Consider the following 17,790-nt stretch of genomic DNA (forward strand, 5'->3'; position numbering starts at 1 on the left):
CCGGTACGCTTGTTTAGGTAACGCCCAGCGGTAAAGCCGGGCGTAGTGGGAGTTAAACGGGCTTGGGTTCCAGGCCTGTGCTGCCAGCGTCTGGTTTCTGTCCTTTGGGCTTGGTCCGGGCAAAGAACACCACGATGGCTGCCAGGATGGACGTAGCCGCCAAGCCGTAAAGGCCGCCCTGGATTGAACCGGTCCGCTCTTCAAGAATGCCGAAGACAGTCGGTGCAACGAAGCCACCCAGGTTGCCCAGCGAGTTGATGAGGGCCAATACGGCCGCTGCGATGCGAGCATCCAGGTACGCCTGGGGAATCGGCCAGAAGCATGAGGATGCGGACTTAAAGCCGATGGCGGCGAAGCAGATGGCAACGTAGGCAAAGATGGGGCCGCCTGTGGTCGACATGAACATGCCTGCCGCCGCTACCAGGAGGGCAACGGCAACCCAGGCCTGCTGGAATTTCCAGCGTGCCGAAAGCGAGGCGAAGGCATACATGGCCACAATGGAGATCAGCCAGGGTACGGAGTTGAACAACCCGACCTCGAAATCGCTGATGTTGCCCATTTTCTTGATGATGCTGGGCAACCAGAACGTGGCGGCATAGATGGTCAGTTGGATGGCAAAGTAAATCACGCAGAACAGCATGATCTGGGAGTCTTTAAGCAGTTGCATCAGAGTCGGTTTAACCGTCTGTGCCTGTTCCCGCTGACGTTGCTCATCCTCAATGGTTGATACCAGAGCATCCTGCTCTTCGCGCTTTAGCCATTTGGCATCATGGGGCAGTGAGTCCAGCCAAAACCAGACAAAGCCGCACAGCGCAACGGAGAAAAGCCCCTCGATCAAAAACATCCATTGCCAACCGTGCAGGCCCAGCCCCTCGATTTGCAGCAGGGCGCCTGTTACCGGGCCGGAAATGATCGAGGCGATAGCCGATCCGGAAAGGAATAGCGCAATGGCCTTGCCGCGCTCGGCACCGGGTAGCCAGCGAGTAAAGTAGTAAATGACACCCGGAAAGAAGCCCGCTTCGGCCACACCGAGCAGAAAGCGCAGGATATAAAAGTGCGTTTCGTTCTGGATAAAGGCCATCATGGCAGCCACGATGCCCCAGGTGGCCATGATGCGTGTCAGCCAGGCGCGTGCGCCAACCCGTTGCAGCAGTATGTTGGAGGGGACCTCAAACAGCGCATAGCCGACAAAGAACAGACCAGCGCCCAGACCATAGGCGGCTACACCAATGCCCAGGTCAGTTTGAAGATGGTTTTTGACAAACCCGATGTTCACGCGATCAATGTAATTGACAATGAACATGATGATGAACAGCGGTAGGACATGTCGCTTGACCTTGGCGACTGCGCTCGCCAGAACGTCGGCTGATACAGCCGATTGAGCGGTGTGGCTCATGAATGCTCTCCCACTTTTATTGTTGTGGCGGGTACTGCATTGTCAAAAAGGGCGGGGCGGACCGCCCTTCGCTGTAAAACAGGCTCGGTTGCAATACGCTGCGTAGGAGCACGCAACCGGGCCAAATGCCTACTGCGGACCGAGCTTGTCCATTAGCGCAGCCAGACGCTCGTACTCGTCAGGCTTGAGATCGGTCAACGGTGCGCGTACCGGACCGGCATCGTAACCTGCGATCTTCGCACCAGCCTTGACGATGCTTACCGCATAGCCTGCGCAGCGGTTACGGATGTCCAGGTACGGCAGGAAGAAGTCATCGATCAGCTTGCCCACAGTCTCGTGGTCATCCGCAGCAATGGCCTTGTAGAAGTCCATGGCCGTCTTGGGAACAAAGTTGAATACCGCTGAGGAGTACACCGGTACGCCTAGGGCCTTGTAGGCCGCGGCATAGACTTCAGCGGTCGGCAGACCGCCCAGGTAGGTGAAGCGATCACCCAGGCGACGGCGGATGGAGACCATCAGCTCGATATCGCCCATGCCGTCCTTGAAGCCGATCAGGTTGGGGCAGCGCTCGGCCAGCATTTCCAGCTGGTCAGGCTTCAAACGGCAGACGTTACGGTTGTACACCACCACGCCAAACTTGACGGACTTGCACACCGCCTCGACATGCGCGGCGACGCCTTCGGGGCTGGCTTCGGTCAGGTAGTGCGGCAGCAGCAGGATGCCCTGGGCACCCAGGCGCTCGGCTTCCTGAGCCTGCTGGATCGCTACGCGGGTCGGACCGCCGGCACCGGCCAGAATCGGAACCATGCCCTTGCAGGTGTCCACGGCCGTTTTGATGATGTCGGAGTATTCCTTCTGGTCCAGCGAGAAGAACTCACCGGTGCCGCCGGCCGCAAACAGGGCGCTAGCGCCGTAGGGCCCCAGCCATTCCAGTCGCTTGATGTAGGTATCGCGGCGGAAATCGCCCTGCGCATCGAAATCGGTTACCGGAAAGGACAGCAATCCGGATGAAAGGGTGTGCTTGAGTTCTTGCGGATTCATGTATTGCACCCTGCTGAGAGCCATGAGGTTTGTTGTTGTAGATTTAGCCTAACCTCTCATCAGTCGTCATACAAGTGGGTGCGATGCTCTTTTGCTTATTTTTTGATTGCAGCTGGCCCTTCTAAAGTGACTGCATCACTTTTACCAATCGTTCTCGGCTGTTACTAAGGTGCAGACGCATAGCTGCCGCAGCCCCAATAGCATCCTGCCGGGCAATGGCGTTATAGATGTCTTCATGTTCGGCATCGCGCCGTTCAAGATAGGCTTGGGACAGCGAACTTTCATTAAAGGCCTTGTTCAGGCGCATACGTGGAATGAGTTCTCGGCTAAGGCAGCTCATAATCTCTGTAAAGTAGCGATTACCGGTTGCCTGGGCGATCAAAAGGTGCATTTCCATGTCGAGATCCTCTGAGGGAGAGGACGCTCTTGCCCGCGCCTGCATACGGTCGAGTAGGGCTCTAAACTGCGTCAGATGGGCCTCTGAGCGCCTTTGCGCTGCCAGGGCTGCCGCTTCGGACTCAAGGCTGATTCGGACCTCAACGACTGAAAGAACATCCTGCAGTGTCTCTACACTGGAGGGATCAATCATGCCTGATAGCCGAATAATGGGCTCGCAGACAAATGTACCGATACCTTGCCGGGTGACTACCTTGCCGTTTGCCTGAAGGTGGGAAAGCGCTTCACGGACAACCGAGCGACTGACGCCATGAGCCTTCATGATTTGCGCTTCGGAAGGCAGTTTTGCACCAGGGCTAAGCTGGCCATCGCGTATCTGGCTATCGAGAATATTGGCCAGCTCCTGCGAAAGATTACGCGAGCGTTTGGCGAGAAAAACAGGCTCGGAATGCATCTGGAACACCTTATTATTTGGGTTAGTTAGCCGGTCTACCTATAAGATGTCTGACAAGTATGGCGCTGTAAAGCGGTTTTGCAGTAGAGGTACGTTGGCTATTTTGATAAATAACCAACGTCGTTGTACAAACCGAAGTCTTCCAAACGGAGAGAGCTAGCCCGCCTAAATCTATCCGAAAGCCGAGAAACCTTCCCACGGATTCCAGCTCTGCGTATTTTTCATTTCTTTAAGATAATAGGCGTAATTGGCAATCATTGAGTTAGCAATCGCAAAGCCTATGCTAATGCCAAAGTCGAGCGCTTGGGGGACTTCAATCCCCGTCAGCTCCTGAAATAAAAGTTCAAGTAAGCCGGTAGAGAAGGCAATACCTAACATGGCTAAACCTTTTTTCTTTAAACCTAACGCAAAAATCAAATAGAAAGGTCCGAGAAAAAAGGCTGGCCAGCATCTAATGATCAGGAGCTTCTTTCGAAAAGGAAGCTCCTTGAATGCCTTTTTGCACGTAGCGGTTTTAGGTGCACCATAGGTTTCGTAAAAGGCGAAACGCTCTTGCCATTTTGGCGGATATGATGCTTCTCTGGAGGGTTCCGTGGTGTCCATATTGTTACTCCTTGGCATGTAGCCTGTATTTTTTACTGAGGGGGTAGCCGTGAGGTTCACCCGCACGTGTGCGGCTTGACATAAGCCCGTGCATGGCGAAGGAGGGCGAGCATACCGAGGCGATGGGAGGCTCGGTTTCTATCCCGTCTCAAAACGCTCATTTGAACGTATTGAAAGGAGGTCTGGTTCAAAACAGCAGGGGCTACACAGGTCGAATCCTCACTGCTTGCGAGAAGTGCATCATCAGCCATAAGGCCTTAGGATAAACAGGCGGTAGGTACAAGAGGGCGACTACCCCCTTATACAGAGAAGCAGAGGAGTGGCTTAAATACTGCAGCTGGTCAACGTTCCGGCTCGATAATTCATTTCAGCATCACTAAGGCTAAAGAGTGCATCGCTCGAAAACGACGTGCTCTGCGCAAAATAGGCGCTATGCTCTCGCAGGCGCTTGGCCAAGCCGCTTGCTTGCTCGACGGGTAGAAATAACAGGACAAACGCGGTGCCGAAGGCAAAGCAGACTTCAAAGACACTGGTTTGTGAGCAGGCGTGGCGGATACGCAGGTACCAATCGATCATCATGGGCATTCTGTAGTCGGCAGTTCGTTCCAACGCTGCGCGGTTTGCGCAATGGTTTTGGCTAGAGTAGCAATAGCCTTCTGATGGGCTATGACGAGGCTTTCAAGCTCCATGCCGGCAGGTTCGCGAATGATACTGCTGCAGGTCAACGTTCGGCGTGGGCTACCTTCGCTTCTCAGGTTAAGGCTCCAAACCACATCAATCAAGGCATACCGCTCGGGCAGCATGTCGAAGCGGCGTACATCAGTGCGTAGCGTCAACACCGGCTTGCCGGAGGTTTTGGGAAGTCCTGCCAGATCCCGGACGCCGAGCTGTTGCTCCAGCTGACCTGCCAGGGCGTCATGAAATTCATCGCCAAGCGGCGCACTCCAGCGTTCGGACTCCAGAATGGCGAGGCTACCATTGCTTTGCCTCACCACCAGTTGGGGCTGGTCAACCTGCACAGGCATGCGCACAGGCGCAAGCTCGAACTGAAACGCTGCGGGGGCGGTGTGAGAACCCACCTGGCCAGACAGGGGAGGCAGTAGCGTGTAGTAATGCGTAGGGGCTGAGCTGCACGCGGCAAGCCCCAGCGTGGCCACTATTGCAGCCAGCGATAAGCGAAGGGTCATGGCTGGGACTCCATTTCAATGTCTCGAGAGGATGACTTCCCTTTATAGGAGCCGGGCGCCGCTTCCTCGGTACGGCCACGAATCAGCGACTCGGGATGGCGGCCCAGATAATCGGTCAGTACACGCACGGAGCGAGCGGTTCGCTGGACCTCGTCCATGGCTTGGTTGACCTGCTGACGTGCCGGCGAATCTTCATCCAACGTTTCGTTGGCGGTCTTGAGCGTGTTTTGCAGCTCCTCGAGCGTACCTCGCATTTGCGGCAACACATCGCCATTGACCTGTTTCATCGTTTTCTGCAACTCGTTCAGGCTGCCGTTCAGGTTGTTGGCAATCGAGTCGATAGGTAGCTTGCTGATCTTGTCGACCATAGCCTGCAGCTGCTCCTGTAGCTTATCGAACCCGCCTGGAACCGTCGGAATCTCAAGAGGACGACTGTTGGGGTTGAAGCTGACCTTGGCCGCCTTGGGATCGAAATCCAGCGCAATATAAAGCTGTCCTGTCAGAAGGTTGCCCGTGCGGGCCTGGGCTCGCAGACCTTGCTCGACCAGACGCTTGATCAGTTGAGCGGATTGCTCTTCGCTTTCACCGCCGATCTGCTTGACCAGCTTGTCATGGGCACTGCCCAGACGCTGCGGATAGACCACTGCACCTACCGTAGTCGGGAACCGCTGCGTTTTGGGGTCATAATCAAGATCCACTGAGACAACCCGGCCGATATTCACCCCTAGGAACTCCACGGGAGCATTCACCGCAAGTCCGCGTAAGGACTGATTGAAACGCAGGCGAATAAACCGAGGTTCGCCGGAGGGAGGCGCCAGTGCCGTCTGCTGGTCGTTATAGAGCGTGAATTCGTAGTGCTCTGGAGCTGGTTTGGCGTCCGGGCTGTAATTAGGCTCTCGAAAGGCAATGCCGCCCGCCAGAATGGAAGGGATCGTCTGGGTGTTGACCTTCAGGCCGCTGGCATCAACCGAGACGTCAATGCCGCTGGCATTCCAGAAGCGGGTATCGTCGGTCACAAACGCATCGTTGGGCGAATTGACGAACACCTGAACATCTACCCCCTTGCCATCTTCCGTCAGGTTATACGAGATGACCTGGCCTACCTGAATGCGGCGATAGTAGACCGGCGAGCCAATATCCAATGAGCCAAGATCGTCGGTATGAAGGGTAAAGCGCTTGCCCCTTTGCCCGTAGGTGACAGGGGGAGGGTTTTCCAGTCCGACGAAATCTTTTTTGGTCACGTCGGAACGGCCAGCGTCCGCACCGATGAAGGGGCCGGAGAGCAGTGTGTCCACACCAGAAACCCCGTTGGCGCCGATACGCGGACGGACCACCCAATACTGGGTATCCTCGCGGGTAAAGGGTTCGGCTGACTTATCCAAGTCAATCGTGGCGGTAACGTGGGTGCGGTCTTCGCTGAGGGCGATCCGGGTAACCGTACCGATTACCACGTTCTTGTACTTTACTTGGGTCTTGTTTGCTTCAAGCCCCTCAGCCGTTTGAAAACTGACGTTGACCTGAGGACCTGCCCGCAACCAGCTGTTGACGACCATGGATAGCCCTACCAGAGCCGCCACGATCGGGACCAGCCAGACCAGAGAAATACTGAAGCGCCGCTTTCTGATCTGAGGCGTGCCAGGGGTTGGAAAAGCAGTGTTCGGGTTATTCGACATCATTTACCTCAGCGTCCCAGATCAGGCGCGGATCAAAGCTCATGGCAGACAGCATGGTCAAGACGACGACCAGGCCAAAGAACAGGATACCCAGACGGGGCTCGATCGTGCTCAAGGCTCGGAATTGAACTAGCGCAGCCACCAGGGCCACGACCAATACATCGAGCATCGACCAATAGCCGATCAGCTCTACGAAGCGATAAAGCTTGGCCCGTTCGCGCATGGCCCAGCGGCTGCGCCTTTGACAGGTAATCAGCAAAGTACCCAGGACGCAAAATTTCATACAAGGCACGGCAACGCTGGCAATGAAAATCAGAATAGCGATGTCCCATGAGCCGTGCTGCCAGAACTCGATGACACCGCTCATGATCGTATTTTCACTGCCCCCGCTGAACATGCTGGTATACATCACCGGCAGGACATTGGCCGGCACATAAAAGATGATCGAAGCAAGCAGAAACGCCCAGGTACGGGCGATGCTGTTGGGTTTGCGCGTATGAACCGGCGAATAGCAGCGCGGGCATTCATGCGCTCCCTCAGGGCAGACAAATCCACAGGTATGGCACAGGCAAACCTTGAATTCGCGCGCGTAGGGCGGTTTATTCATGTAACCGGCACCTCCAGATCGTCCCAGAGGTAGCGGATGTCACGACCGGCAATGAGAATAATCAGCACCGTCAGCATGGCCATAGCCCATAAGCCGACGCCAGGCGAAACGTTGAGCATACCGGCCAGTTTGATAATGGCTACGAGAATGCCAAGCAGGCAGACCTCCAGCATGCTCCAGGGTCGTAAATGCTCAAGCGCCCGCATACAGGCCCTGAACCCTGGGGCCATTTCGCCCACATAAGCGTAACCCAGCACCCAGCCCAGCAGCAGGATCTGAAACAGCGGCGCGAAGATAATCGCCAGGCCTGCCACCAGCGCAATCAACGTAATACGACCTTGAGCCAATGCCTCGACAGATTCCCAGAGCGTGGCCTCGTTGCTCAGCCCTTGCAAGCTGATGTGCATGATGGGGAAGACGTTGGCAAATATGAACAGGATGCCAGCTGCCAGCGTAAGGGCGAACAACTGTTCGATATTGAGCCGTCTGCTGCGCTCGATCACGGCATCGCAACGCACGCAGCGGGCAGCTTCGCCCCGCGCGAGTGGGCGGCGATGGTAGACCGAATCGCAGTGCTCGCAGATGATCCAGTCAGGGTGTTGAGGCATGGCTGATGGTGTGCATTGGATAGGTTTCGGTGAAGTGTGGAAACGCCGACCCGTCGACCAGCACCTGGTCGTTAGGATACTGCGTTAGGCCGTTTCGCTGTATGGGTGTTCGAAACGGTGCGTTGTCGATTTTGTAACAAGGACACATAGAGCACCGTACTTGTTTCATATGTCCGGTAAAAACCTGTGGGTGGTAGAAGCGTTAGATACGCTGTAGGTCACGAAGGATCGATGAATCTCATTTCACTGGAGGCGCCGCTTAACAGTGGTTCGTTCAGTTCGGCGCAGGCTTTGAGGTAGTCCCAAAGTAGCGTAACGCGCTTCAATGCCCGCAAATCCTCCTGACAATACATCCAGAAATGCCGTGTTATTTGGATTTCCCCCGCAAGCAGCGGTTGCAAACGGGGATCCGGGCCGGCCAGAAAGCAGGGCAAGATCGCCAGCGAGCGTCCCTGAAGCGCCGCCGTATATTGAGCGATTACACTGGTGCTGCGTAACACCGATCGAGCGCTTGGAACAGCGTGTTCCAAATACAACAGCTCCGGGCTAAAAGCGAGATCATCTACATAGGTGATAAAGGTATGCTCAGCCAGATCGCTCCGATCATGAATAGGGCCGTGCCGCTCTAGATAGCCCGGAGTCGCATAGAGCTTGAGCTGATAATCGCACAGTTTCGTACAAACGTAAGGCCCTCGTTCAGGCCGCTCCAGGGTAATGGCAATGTCTGCCTCACGTTTGGACAGGCTGATGAAATGTGGAACCGGCAAGACATCGACCGTCAGGCTTGGATAGGTTTGCTGAAAATGGCTGACTTGCGGCGCGATGAAGAAGCTGCCGAACCCTTCTGTGGAGCCAATTCGGACATGTCCCGACAGGGACAGCCCTGCGCCGGCGACCTCTTCACAGGCCGATTGCAGCGTGCTCTCGATAGCCTCTGCATAGCCCAGGAGCCGCTGGCCTTCGGTGGTCATTGCAAAGCCGCTGCTGCGTGATTTTTCAAACAGTAAGGCGCCTAGCGTCTGCTCCAGAATACGAATACGACGTGACACTGTTGTGTAGTCCACCGCCAGCCTGCGGGCCGCGCCGGTAACCGTTCGTGTCCGGGCTACTTCCAGGAAAAACTTCAGATCGTCCCAGTCAAGCGCGGCAGGGGACATGAGATTTTTTTGCATATCGGTTTGGCTTTTTTGTGCGTTCTTATTGGAAGTTTGCACACCTATACTCCGAAACAGCCGCAAGCGCCAGAACGCGATTTCGGCTGATGACACCTCGCACAACAACAATAAGCGGAGGCGTTTATGACTGCAGGCACGACATCATCCAGAGCGACCTCATCTGGTCGCAAGCACTATCGGATCGCCGGGTTGGCCAGCATGGCCGGAACCACCATTGAGTGGTATGACTTTTTCCTCTACGGCACTGCTGCGGCATTGGTCTTCAATAAGCTGTTCTTTCCTGCCCTCGATCCCATGAGTGGCGTACTGGCTGCCTTTGCCACCTACGCCGTGGGGTTTCTTGGTCGTCCCATGGGCGGCATCGTGTTTGGTCATTTCGGTGACCGGATTGGGCGAAAATCCATGTTATTGCTGACGCTCATGTTGATGGGCGTTCCTACCATCGCCATCGGCCTGATTCCCACGTATGACCAGATCGGCTACTGGGCGGCCTTGCTGTTGGTAGTCATGCGCTTCCTGCAAGGCATGGCCGTAGGTGGCGAGTGGGGCGGCGCCGTGCTGATGGCGGTCGAGCATGCGCCGGAAGGCAAAAAAGGCTTTTATGGCAGCCTGCCGCAGACTGGTGTTGGGGCAGGCTTGGTACTGGCCTCGTTGGCCATGGGGGCGGTGGCCACTTTGCCAGAGGAAGATATGCTGGCCTGGGGATGGCGGCTGCCATTTCTGGCCAGTGTGGTACTGCTGGGTATCGGCTGGCTGATCCGGGTAAAGGTGGCGGAGTCGCCTGACTTTGAACGGCTCAAGCAGGAGGGGCGTAAGGTCAAGATCCCCTTGTTTACAGTGCTCAAGGAGCACCCTCGGGAAACTCTGGCCATCATCGGCGCCCGCACGGCTGAAAACGCCTGGTTCTATATGGCGGTCACCTTTGCGCTGGCCTATGCCGCCAATCAGCTCCAGATTCCCCGCGCCAGTGTACTGAATGCTATTACCGCCGGTGCCGCACTGTCCCTGGTCACCATGCCGTTCTGTGGTTATCTCTCTGATCGGGTAGGGCAGCGGCGTCTCTATTTCACCGGGCTGCTCCTGCTGTGCGCCTTTGTTTATCCCTTCTTTGCCATGCTGGGAACACGTGAACCCCTGCTTGTTTGGTGGGCCATGGTGCTGGCCGTGGGCGTTGTGTTTCCCATCCTGTATGCGCCTGAGTCACTGCTGTTTGCCCGTCAATATCCAGCGCAGATTCGCTATAGCGGAATTTCGCTCTCCGTGCAGTTTGCTGGCGTGCTGGGCGGCGGATTTGCACCCATGATCGCCACTACGCTGCTATCGCTGGGAGAGGGTAATCCGCGATATGTCATCGTCTATCTACTGGTCATGGGTGCGATCGCATTGCTTTGTACAGCCCTGATGAAGCCGGATGCTCAGATCGGCCGCTCCGCTATTTCCACTACCGCTTCCCGCCCCGTTGGCATGGTCAATTCCACCTCAGGAGAATCCCTATGAACGCCCCCTTGAATGATGCCAAGGCTGATATCAGCCAAGTCAAACTGCTGATCAACGGTGAGTGGGTGGACTCCAAAACGCAGGAGTGGCGCGATGTTGTCAACCCGGCAACTCAGCAGGTGCTGGCTCGTGTTCCCTTTGCCACGACCGATGAGGTCAATGCGGCTATCGCTGCTGCCCAGCAGGCGTTCACCCGCTGGAAGCGTACGCCTATCGGTGCGCGTATGCGCATCATGCTCAAGTATCAGGCATTGATCCGTGAGCATATGAAGCCGATTGCCCAAACGTTGAGTGCAGAACAGGGCAAGACCGTGGCCGATGCCGAAGGTGACATCTTCCGGGGTCTGGAGGTCGTCGAGCACGCCTGCTCGGTGGGTAGTCTGCAGATGGGAGAGTTTGCCGAAAACGTGGCGGGCGAGGTGGATACTTATACGCTACGTCAGCCCATTGGCGTCTGCGCAGGCATTACACCCTTTAATTTCCCGGCCATGATCCCGCTGTGGATGTTCCCCATGGCTATCGTCTGTGGCAATACGTTCGTGCTCAAGCCTTCCGAGCAGGACCCGCTTTCCACGATGCAGCTGGTCGAATTGGCCCTTGAAGCCGGTATTCCACCAGGCGTGCTCAATGTTGTGCACGGCGGGAAGAACGTGGTCGATGCGCTGTGTACTCATCCTGATATCAAGGCTGTCTCCTTTGTGGGTTCTACAGCTGTTGGTACCCATGTTTACAACCTGGCGGGTCAGCACGGCAAGCGCGTGCAGGCGATGATGGGCGCCAAGAATCACGCAGTGGTGTTACCCGATGCCAACAAGGAGCAGACGCTTAATGCATTGGTAGGTGCGGCTTTTGGTGCTGCCGGCCAGCGCTGTATGGCCACTTCGGTGGCTGTTCTGGTAGGTAAGACGCGCGAATGGCTGCCGGAGCTCAAGGCCAAGGCTGAACAACTCAAGGTCAATGCCGGGTCCGAACCGGGGACTGAAGTTGGTCCGCTGATTTCCAAACAGGCCAGGGAGCGTGTGCTCGGTCTGATCGAAAGCGGGGTGGCGGAAGGTGCTTCATTGCTGCTTGACGGCCGCAATGTTCAGGTGCCCGGATACGAGCAGGGTAATTTCGTAGGACCTACGCTGTTTTCCGGCGTTACGACAGACATGCGTATCTACACGGAAGAAATCTTTGGTCCGGTTCTGCTGACCCTCGAAGTTGATACGCTGGATGAGGCGATTGCTCTGGTAAATCGCAACCCCTTCGGTAACGGAACTGGGCTCTTTACCCAGAGCGGTGCAGCGGCTCGCAAATTCCAAAGTGAAATCGATGTTGGTCAGGTAGGAATCAATATTCCGATCCCGGTACCGGTTCCCTTCTTCAGCTTTACCGGTTCTCGCGGCTCCAAATTGGGTGATCTGGGGCCCTACGGTAAGCAGGTTGTTCAGTTCTATACCCAGACCAAAACCGTCACAGCCCGCTGGTTCGACGATGACAGTGTCAGTGATGGGGTGAATACCACGATTACCTTGCGTTGATCGGCGCGGTCGTCAACGTTACAGAAGGAGAATAGCCATGCGTATTGCCTTTATCGGTTTGGGAAACATGGGGGCTCCGATGGCGCATAACCTGCTGAAAGCCGGACATGCGCTCACGGTCTTCGATGTCAACGCACAGGCGGTTGGCGCCCTGGCGGAAGCGGGCGCCAAGGCGGCAAACTCCGCCCGGGACGCTGTACTGGAATGTGAGCTGGTCATTACCATGCTGCCTGCCGCGGCCCATGTGCGCAGCGTCTACCTGGGCGAGGAGGGGCTGCTGGCGGCGCTGCCTGACGGAGCCGTAGCAGTTGACAGCAGCACCATCGACCCTCAGACGGCCCGGGAGGTTGCCCAGGTGGCGGCGGGGCGAGGAGTCGCCATGGCCGATGCGCCGGTTTCAGGGGGGACCGGCGGTGCGCAGGCAGGCACCTTGACTTTTATGGTCGGCGCGACGCCTGAGCTGTTCAATCTCATACAGCCGGTACTCTCTGATATGGGTAGGAATATCGTGCATTGTGGTGAGGTCGGAACCGGACAGGTCGCTAAAGTCTGTAACAACCTGCTGCTGGGCATCAGCATGATCGGTGTTGCAGAAGCCATGGCGCTGGGCGATGCGCTCGGCATCGACACCAAGGTTCTGGCCGGCATCATCAATACCTCTACCGGGCGCTGCTGGAGTTCGGATACCTATAACCCCTGGCCGGGTATCATCGAGACGGCGCCGTCTTCACGAGGCTACACCGGTGGTTTTGGGGCTGACCTCATGCTCAAGGATCTGGGGCTTGCCACTGAAGCGGCGAAGCAGGTGCGCCAACCGGTTCTGTTGGGTGCGCTGGCACAACAGCTCTACCAGAGCATGAGCCAGCGAGGTGAGGGCGGCAAGGACTTTTCCGGCATCATCGGGCTGTACCGCAAGCCTTAGCGCTGATCAGTCGGCCCAGCGGTAATACCATGCCGCTGGGCCAGCGAGTCGGCATCCGGCACCGCCTCCCTGTACACTAGGCATTCGATTATTTCCGGATGCCTCACATGAAAGACCAACTCCTTGAACTGATTACCCTAATCAGCTCCGGCTGTATGAGCGATGAGGAGATCGCGCGGATCGCTGACGAAGCTGCACAAGCTTATGCCGATCCCGAAGCGTTCCTGGCAGCCAATCCGGATATCAATTACGACGAGACCTTCCCGATTTCGCTGGGCGAGTGGATAGTAGTCGGCAGTTTGCCGGAAACGGTACTGTTCCAGGCCGATAGCTACGATGAGCTGCTCCAGCACATCATGGATTCCTTCGGCAAGGATGTGCCGTTCAACATCAAACCCAAGCAGCTGGTGAAAGTTGAACCACTCAAAGCACTTAATCGGATCCAGGTTCAGCTGAGCAGCATGTACAAGGAAAAGGGTGGCTACACCCTGATGGATTTCAGTGAGCCACTTGATGATGAGCTGCAAACCGTTCTGGTGTACACCCATGACGTGCAGCGCGTACTGGATCTCTGCGTTGAGCTCGACATCTACGCGGCACCGTCCTATGAAGCGCTAAAGAACGCGTTGGAAGACTGAGGCGTTCAGTCATTAACCTGCCATTTCTCCACTGGATAAACAGCGGGTCGGCCATTATCGACCCTGAGGTTCCCTTTTATGAAAGCCATGGCCAAGCATATTCTGGTCAAGACATCCGACGAGGCGGACGCCCTCAAGAAGCGCCTTGAAAAAGGCGAGGCCTTTGACGTAGTGGCGAAGAAATTTTCGATTTGTCCTTCAGGAAAGCGGGGCGGCGACCTTGGCGAGGTCAAACCGGGCCAGATGGTCAGGGTGATCGATCAGGTGATTTTCAAGAAGGCGGTCGGTGATATTCATGGTCCGGTCAAAAGCAAGTTTGGCTATCACCTGGTCAAAGTGTATTACCGGGACTGAGCGCAGCCTGCTCAGTCACCCAGACAGGAACAACGACCCGAGCGAGGACCGTTTTGGCCAACGAACCTGTAACACCTGATGCACCTGCAAAATCCGATCGCTGGCAGTCCCCAGTCTTTCGCATGAAGGTTCTGGCGGGCTGCCTGTTGCTGGCAGCCGCTGTCCTGTATGCGGTCGCTACCGCACTGCATGACATCCATCCTATCTGGGGGTATGTCGCCGCCTTTGCCGAGGCGGCGATGGTTGGCGCGATCGCCGACTGGTTTGCGGTTACCGCGCTGTTCAGGCATCCCCTGGGGCTGCCTATTCCTCACACGGCTATCATTCCACGTAACAAGGCGGGCATAGGGCGCAAGCTTTCGGATTTCATCTGTCTTAATTTCCTGTCCACCCCTCAGCTGATGGCAAAGGTCAGAGAATTCAACGCAGCCGACCAGCTGGCCGGCTGGCTGCAAAAGCCTCACCATGCCGAAGCCCTGGGTAGTCATCTGATAGGGGTGGCCCGATTCGGTGTAGGTGCCTTGCGGGATGAGCGTGTTCAGCGCTTCATCCAGCGCACGGCGACGGCTCGGTTGCAGCAGGTTGACCTGGCACTGTTGAGCGGGCAGTTGCTGGATGTCATGACGGCAGACCGACGCCATCAGGCCATGCTCGATGATGTGCTGCGTGAGATCGACCGCATGATGCGCGACGAAGATACTCAGGCGATGATTGCCCGGGCGATCTCTTCAGAGCTCAGTGCGTTGCGCTATGTTCGGCTCGATGAATATGCGGGGCGCTGGTCGGCCGAGAAGGTCGTCAAGCGGATCTCGGTGCTCATTACCGAGATCAGCGAAGACAAGGATCATGAGATGAGGGCTCGCTTCGACCATTATGTCGCGGACTTCATCGAGAAGCTCAAGAACGATCCCGAATTTCGGGTGAAAGGCGAGCAGGTCCGTATGCAGCTGATCGAGCACCCCGCCATTGCCGGGTATCTGCAAGGGCTCTGGGATGATCTGATCGACTGGCTGCAGGATGATCTGGGCAAGGACGATTCCTCAATACGTCGACGCCTGATTCGTCTGACCCAAGGGCTGGGGGCTGCGCTGGCAGCGGATGCGCCTATGCGGCAATGGATCAATGACCAGATCGAGGAGGTAGCGCCTCCTGTCATTGAGCGTTATCGCGGTCAGGTGGGAGACTACATCGCCGAGCGAGTCGAAGCCTGGAACACTGACGAGTTGGTCGAACAGCTTGAGAAGAACGTAGGCAGAGACCTGCAATTCATCCGTATCAACGGCACGCTCGTAGGCGGACTGGTTGGACTGATCATCCATACGGTCACCCAACTGCTGGTAGGGTAGCAGGGTGAAGAAGTGCCGGATGGCCCGGCACTTCTAGCTGGTTAAAGCAGGCGGAACTGCTGCTCCTTTACTTCTTCCGAATCCAGTCCGATATAGACCTTGAATGCACCGGGCTCAGCGGTGTACTTGAGATCCGCATTGTAGAACTTGAGGTCTTCTTCACTGATGTCGAAGTCGATAATCTTTTCTTCGCCAGGTTGCAGCATGACCTTGCGGAAATTCTTCAGCTCCTTGATCGGACGACTGATTGAGGCAGTAACGTCTCGCAGGTACAGCTGTACAACTGTCTCGCCCGCGCGCTGTCCCGTATTTTTCAGCGTCACACTGGCTTTCAGTCTGCCATTTCGGTGCAGCGTGCCGCTGGAGAGCGTTATATCGGAAAGGTCGAAAGTGGTGTAGCTCAAGCCGTAGCCGAAGGGATACAGCGGTCCGTTAGCCTCATCGAAATAGCGAGACGTGTATTTGCCTGGGTCCTTCGGATTGAACGGTCTGCCGGTATTGAGGTGATTGTAATAGATGGGTATCTGGCCAACCGAGCGTGGAAAGGTCATGGGCAGCTTGCCGGAGGGGTTGTAATCGCCAAACAAGACATCGGCGATAGCGTTACCGCCCTCAGTGCCGCTAAACCAGGTTTCCAGTAGCGCGTCGGCCTGTTGGCTTTCCCAACTCAGATCCAGTGGTCGGCCATTCATGAGCACCAGCACCAGAGGCTTACCAGTGTCTTTCAAGGCTCTGATCAAGCGGCGCTGATTATTCGGAATATCGATATGGGCGCGGCTGGATGCTTCATGGGCCATGCCTTGCGATTCACCTACCGCGGCGATGATGACATCCGCTTTCGAGGCTACCTCTACCGCTTCCTCGATCATGTCTTCGGTAGAGCGGTGGTCTACCTCAACAGCAGGGTCGTAGGAGTTCAGATAGGCAAGAATGCTGGCGTCATCAGTAATGTTGGCGCCTTTGGCATAGACCAGTGTGGCCTTGTCACCGACTGCGTTAGCCAGGCCCTGATAAAGGGAGACGGCTTGCTGGGTCATCCCGGCGGCTGACCAGTTTCCCATTACGTCACGCTGGCTCTTGGCCAGAGGGCCGATAACCGCAATGGTACCGTTCTTTTCAAGTGGGAGCAGGTTACCTTTATTCTTGAGTAGGACCTGACTTTTGCGGCCTACCTCCCGCGCGGCTTCCCGGTGTAAGCGGCTCTCGGCGTTGGTATCAAAAGGTGGATCGTTCGGTTTGCCCAGGAAGGCATAAGGGTCCTTGAACAGGCCCAGGTCATATTTGGCGCTGAGTACATAACGGCAGGCATCGTCGATTTCCTGTTGGCTGACTTCGCCGCTCTTGAGCAGGGCGGGAAGCTGGGTGCCATACAAGTCGTCGTGCATGTTCAAGTCCACGCCTGCCTTGATAGCGAGTTTTGCGGCTTCGCGCCCATCTTCGGCGACGCCGTGACGGATCAACTCGTTGATGGCGCCGTGATCGCTGATGATGAGGCCCTTGAACCCCCACTGGTCTCTCAGCAGATCCTTTAACAGCCATCGATTAGCCGTGGAGGGAATGCCGTTGATGGCATTGAGCGAAACCATAACACTGCCCGAGCCTGCCTCCACTGCCGCCTTGTAGGGAGCAAGATAGTCCTGGAACATGCGCTGGGGGCTCATGTCGACCGTGTTGTAATCACGACCGCCTTCAGTCGCGCCGTACAACGCGAAGTGCTTGAAGCTGGCCATAATCGAATGCGTAGACGCCAGGTTGTCACCCTGATACGCCTTGATCAGTGTGCTGGCAATCCTTGAGGTCAGGTAGCTGTCTTCACCAAACGTCTCGGAAACCCGTCCCCAGCGAGGGTCGCGAGTGACGTCAACCGTCGGCGAGAAGGTGAGATTCAGGCCGTCTGCACTGGCTTCCTCTGCTGAAATGCGCCCGCTCAAGGCAATCGCTTCCAGATCCCAGCTGGACGCCATCCCCAGGTTGATAGGAAAAATGGTGCGGTGGCCATGCACCACATCATAAGCATATAGCAGTGGGATCTTGAGGCGGCTGTGCTCTACCGCCTGGACCTGCATCTGACGAATGTCGGGCCGAGTGACCGTATTGAACATCGCGCCTACCTTGCCGGCCCGAATGTCTGCCATGATAGCGTCCTTGGTATAGTCAGGACCAACGCTTACTAGGTTGAGCTGGCCTATCTTTTCTTCAAGCGTCATTTGTTTCATGAGCTTGTCGATAAAAACACTCTTGTCATGTTCCCTGACTGAAGGGGCAGCGCGGTCTGTTTCAGCCAGCGCAGCAGCACAAAAGCATGCCGCCAAGGTTCCTAGCACATACAGCTTCTTCAAGTGACACCTCAAAGGGTTTTATTCTTCTTTC

Annotated in this window: 17 protein-coding genes; 6 read left to right on the forward strand and 11 right to left on the reverse strand. The window is 56.3% G+C overall.

The features are described 5' to 3' along the window. Nucleotides 1-52 precede the first annotated feature (52 nt). The 10 genes from QWJ10_RS15730 to QWJ10_RS15775 form a co-directional block, all read right to left on the reverse strand. Entirely contained in the window at nucleotides 53-1,396 is a 1,344-nt protein-coding gene (locus tag QWJ10_RS15730; RefSeq protein WP_239380822.1) for an MFS transporter, read from the reverse strand. A 129-nt stretch (nucleotides 1,397-1,525) separates the two neighbouring features. After that, nucleotides 1,526-2,437 (reverse strand): 5-dehydro-4-deoxyglucarate dehydratase, encoded by a 912-nt coding sequence (gene kdgD, locus QWJ10_RS15735; protein ID WP_010798248.1) that lies wholly within the window; start codon nucleotides 2,435-2,437, stop codon nucleotides 1,526-1,528. Nucleotides 2,438-2,558: 121 nt separating this feature from the next. After that, entirely contained in the window at nucleotides 2,559-3,287 is a 729-nt protein-coding gene (locus QWJ10_RS15740) for a FadR/GntR family transcriptional regulator (RefSeq protein WP_019365691.1), read from the reverse strand. A 171-nt stretch (nucleotides 3,288-3,458) separates the two neighbouring features. Further along, nucleotides 3,459-3,890: a DUF2628 domain-containing protein gene (locus QWJ10_RS15745; protein ID WP_289927881.1), complete on the reverse strand. Its 432-nt coding sequence runs from the start codon at nucleotides 3,888-3,890 to the stop codon at nucleotides 3,459-3,461. A gap of 324 nt (nucleotides 3,891-4,214) precedes the next feature. Further along, complete coding sequence (locus QWJ10_RS15750; protein ID WP_019365693.1) at nucleotides 4,215-4,469, reverse strand: hypothetical protein; 255 nt, start codon at nucleotides 4,467-4,469, stop codon at nucleotides 4,215-4,217. Then, nucleotides 4,466-5,077 carry a PqiC family protein gene (locus QWJ10_RS15755; protein ID WP_019365694.1) on the reverse strand — a complete coding sequence of 204 codons (612 nt, stop codon included), beginning with the start codon at nucleotides 5,075-5,077 and terminating at the stop codon, nucleotides 4,466-4,468. Before QWJ10_RS15755 ends, QWJ10_RS15750 begins: the two co-directional genes overlap by 4 nt. Next, the gene (locus QWJ10_RS15760; protein ID WP_019365695.1) at nucleotides 5,074-6,750 is read right to left on the reverse strand and encodes an MlaD family protein; all 1,677 of its coding nucleotides are present in this window, start codon (nucleotides 6,748-6,750) and stop codon (nucleotides 5,074-5,076) included. Before QWJ10_RS15760 ends, QWJ10_RS15755 begins: the two co-directional genes overlap by 4 nt. Next, nucleotides 6,740-7,357 (reverse strand): paraquat-inducible protein A, encoded by a 618-nt coding sequence (locus tag QWJ10_RS15765; RefSeq protein ID WP_019365696.1) that lies wholly within the window; start codon nucleotides 7,355-7,357, stop codon nucleotides 6,740-6,742. The genes QWJ10_RS15760 and QWJ10_RS15765 overlap by 11 nt, the downstream gene beginning before the upstream one ends. Next, entirely contained in the window at nucleotides 7,354-7,965 is a 612-nt protein-coding gene (locus QWJ10_RS15770) for a paraquat-inducible protein A (protein ID WP_019365697.1), read from the reverse strand. Before QWJ10_RS15770 ends, QWJ10_RS15765 begins: the two co-directional genes overlap by 4 nt. A gap of 218 nt (nucleotides 7,966-8,183) precedes the next feature. Further along, on the reverse strand, nucleotides 8,184-9,137 hold the full coding sequence (locus QWJ10_RS15775; RefSeq protein WP_289928195.1) for a LysR family transcriptional regulator: 954 nt from the start codon (nucleotides 9,135-9,137) through the stop codon (nucleotides 8,184-8,186). 126 nt (nucleotides 9,138-9,263) lie between these two features. Here QWJ10_RS15775 and QWJ10_RS15780 point away from each other — a divergent pair, with 126 nt between their 5' ends. The 6 genes from QWJ10_RS15780 (at nucleotide 9,264) to QWJ10_RS15805 (ending at nucleotide 15,420) form a co-directional block, all read left to right on the forward strand. Further along, complete coding sequence (locus tag QWJ10_RS15780) at nucleotides 9,264-10,637, forward strand: MFS transporter (protein ID WP_197870509.1); 1,374 nt, start codon at nucleotides 9,264-9,266, stop codon at nucleotides 10,635-10,637. After that, nucleotides 10,634-12,160, forward strand: a complete 1,527-nt coding sequence (locus tag QWJ10_RS15785) for a CoA-acylating methylmalonate-semialdehyde dehydrogenase (RefSeq protein WP_289927888.1) — start codon at nucleotides 10,634-10,636, stop codon at nucleotides 12,158-12,160. The genes QWJ10_RS15780 and QWJ10_RS15785 overlap by 4 nt, the downstream gene beginning before the upstream one ends. 37 nt (nucleotides 12,161-12,197) lie before the next feature. Then, a complete protein-coding gene (gene mmsB / locus QWJ10_RS15790; protein WP_286788840.1) occupies nucleotides 12,198-13,082 on the forward strand; it encodes a 3-hydroxyisobutyrate dehydrogenase in 885 nt (294 codons plus the stop codon). A gap of 107 nt (nucleotides 13,083-13,189) precedes the next feature. Then, nucleotides 13,190-13,720 carry a hypothetical protein gene (locus QWJ10_RS15795; RefSeq protein WP_289927892.1) on the forward strand — a complete coding sequence of 177 codons (531 nt, stop codon included), beginning with the start codon at nucleotides 13,190-13,192 and terminating at the stop codon, nucleotides 13,718-13,720. 78 nt (nucleotides 13,721-13,798) lie between these two features. Then, nucleotides 13,799-14,074, forward strand: coding sequence for a peptidylprolyl isomerase (locus QWJ10_RS15800; RefSeq protein WP_289927894.1), 276 nt, complete (start codon nucleotides 13,799-13,801; stop codon nucleotides 14,072-14,074). Between the two features lie 122 nt (nucleotides 14,075-14,196). After that, nucleotides 14,197-15,420: a DUF445 domain-containing protein gene (locus QWJ10_RS15805; protein ID WP_051001224.1), complete on the forward strand. Its 1,224-nt coding sequence runs from the start codon at nucleotides 14,197-14,199 to the stop codon at nucleotides 15,418-15,420. A 41-nt stretch (nucleotides 15,421-15,461) separates the two neighbouring features. Here QWJ10_RS15805 and bglX read toward each other — a convergent pair whose 3' ends face one another. Next, the gene (gene bglX, locus QWJ10_RS15810; RefSeq protein WP_289927896.1) at nucleotides 15,462-17,759 is read right to left on the reverse strand and encodes a beta-glucosidase BglX; all 2,298 of its coding nucleotides are present in this window, start codon (nucleotides 17,757-17,759) and stop codon (nucleotides 15,462-15,464) included. Nucleotides 17,760-17,790 lie beyond the last annotated feature (31 nt).

The sequence above is a fragment of the Pseudomonas sp. WAC2 genome, assembly GCF_030403525.1.
GTDB lineage: Bacteria > Pseudomonadota > Gammaproteobacteria > Pseudomonadales > Pseudomonadaceae > Chryseomonas > Chryseomonas luteola.

Excerpts from the sequence above, each read along its gene's own strand:
- QWJ10_RS15800 (WP_289927894.1), top strand. The coding sequence starts at position 13,799 with ATGAAAGCCATGGCCAAGCATATTCTGGTCAAGACATCCGACGAGGCG.
- QWJ10_RS15805 (WP_051001224.1), top strand. The coding sequence starts at position 14,197 with ATGAAGGTTCTGGCGGGCTGCCTGTTGCTGGCAGCCGCTGTCCTGTAT.
- QWJ10_RS15775 (WP_289928195.1), bottom strand. The coding sequence starts at position 9,137 with ATGCAAAAAAATCTCATGTCCCCTGCCGCGCTTGACTGGGACGATCTG.
- QWJ10_RS15755 (WP_019365694.1), bottom strand. The coding sequence starts at position 5,077 with ATGACCCTTCGCTTATCGCTGGCTGCAATAGTGGCCACGCTGGGGCTT.
- QWJ10_RS15750 (WP_019365693.1), bottom strand. The coding sequence starts at position 4,469 with ATGATGATCGATTGGTACCTGCGTATCCGCCACGCCTGCTCACAAACC.
- QWJ10_RS15745 (WP_289927881.1), bottom strand. The coding sequence starts at position 3,890 with ATGGACACCACGGAACCCTCCAGAGAAGCATCATATCCGCCAAAATGG.
- QWJ10_RS15795 (WP_289927892.1), top strand. The coding sequence starts at position 13,190 with ATGAAAGACCAACTCCTTGAACTGATTACCCTAATCAGCTCCGGCTGT.
- QWJ10_RS15730 (WP_239380822.1), bottom strand. The coding sequence starts at position 1,396 with ATGAGCCACACCGCTCAATCGGCTGTATCAGCCGACGTTCTGGCGAGC.
- QWJ10_RS15740 (WP_019365691.1), bottom strand. The coding sequence starts at position 3,287 with ATGCATTCCGAGCCTGTTTTTCTCGCCAAACGCTCGCGTAATCTTTCG.
- QWJ10_RS15770 (WP_019365697.1), bottom strand. The coding sequence starts at position 7,965 with ATGCCTCAACACCCTGACTGGATCATCTGCGAGCACTGCGATTCGGTC.
- QWJ10_RS15785 (WP_289927888.1), top strand. The coding sequence starts at position 10,634 with ATGAACGCCCCCTTGAATGATGCCAAGGCTGATATCAGCCAAGTCAAA.
- mmsB (WP_286788840.1), top strand. The coding sequence starts at position 12,198 with ATGCGTATTGCCTTTATCGGTTTGGGAAACATGGGGGCTCCGATGGCG.
- QWJ10_RS15760 (WP_019365695.1), bottom strand. The coding sequence starts at position 6,750 with ATGTCGAATAACCCGAACACTGCTTTTCCAACCCCTGGCACGCCTCAG.
- kdgD (WP_010798248.1), bottom strand. The coding sequence starts at position 2,437 with ATGAATCCGCAAGAACTCAAGCACACCCTTTCATCCGGATTGCTGTCC.
- QWJ10_RS15780 (WP_197870509.1), top strand. The coding sequence starts at position 9,264 with ATGACTGCAGGCACGACATCATCCAGAGCGACCTCATCTGGTCGCAAG.
- QWJ10_RS15765 (WP_019365696.1), bottom strand. The coding sequence starts at position 7,357 with ATGAATAAACCGCCCTACGCGCGCGAATTCAAGGTTTGCCTGTGCCAT.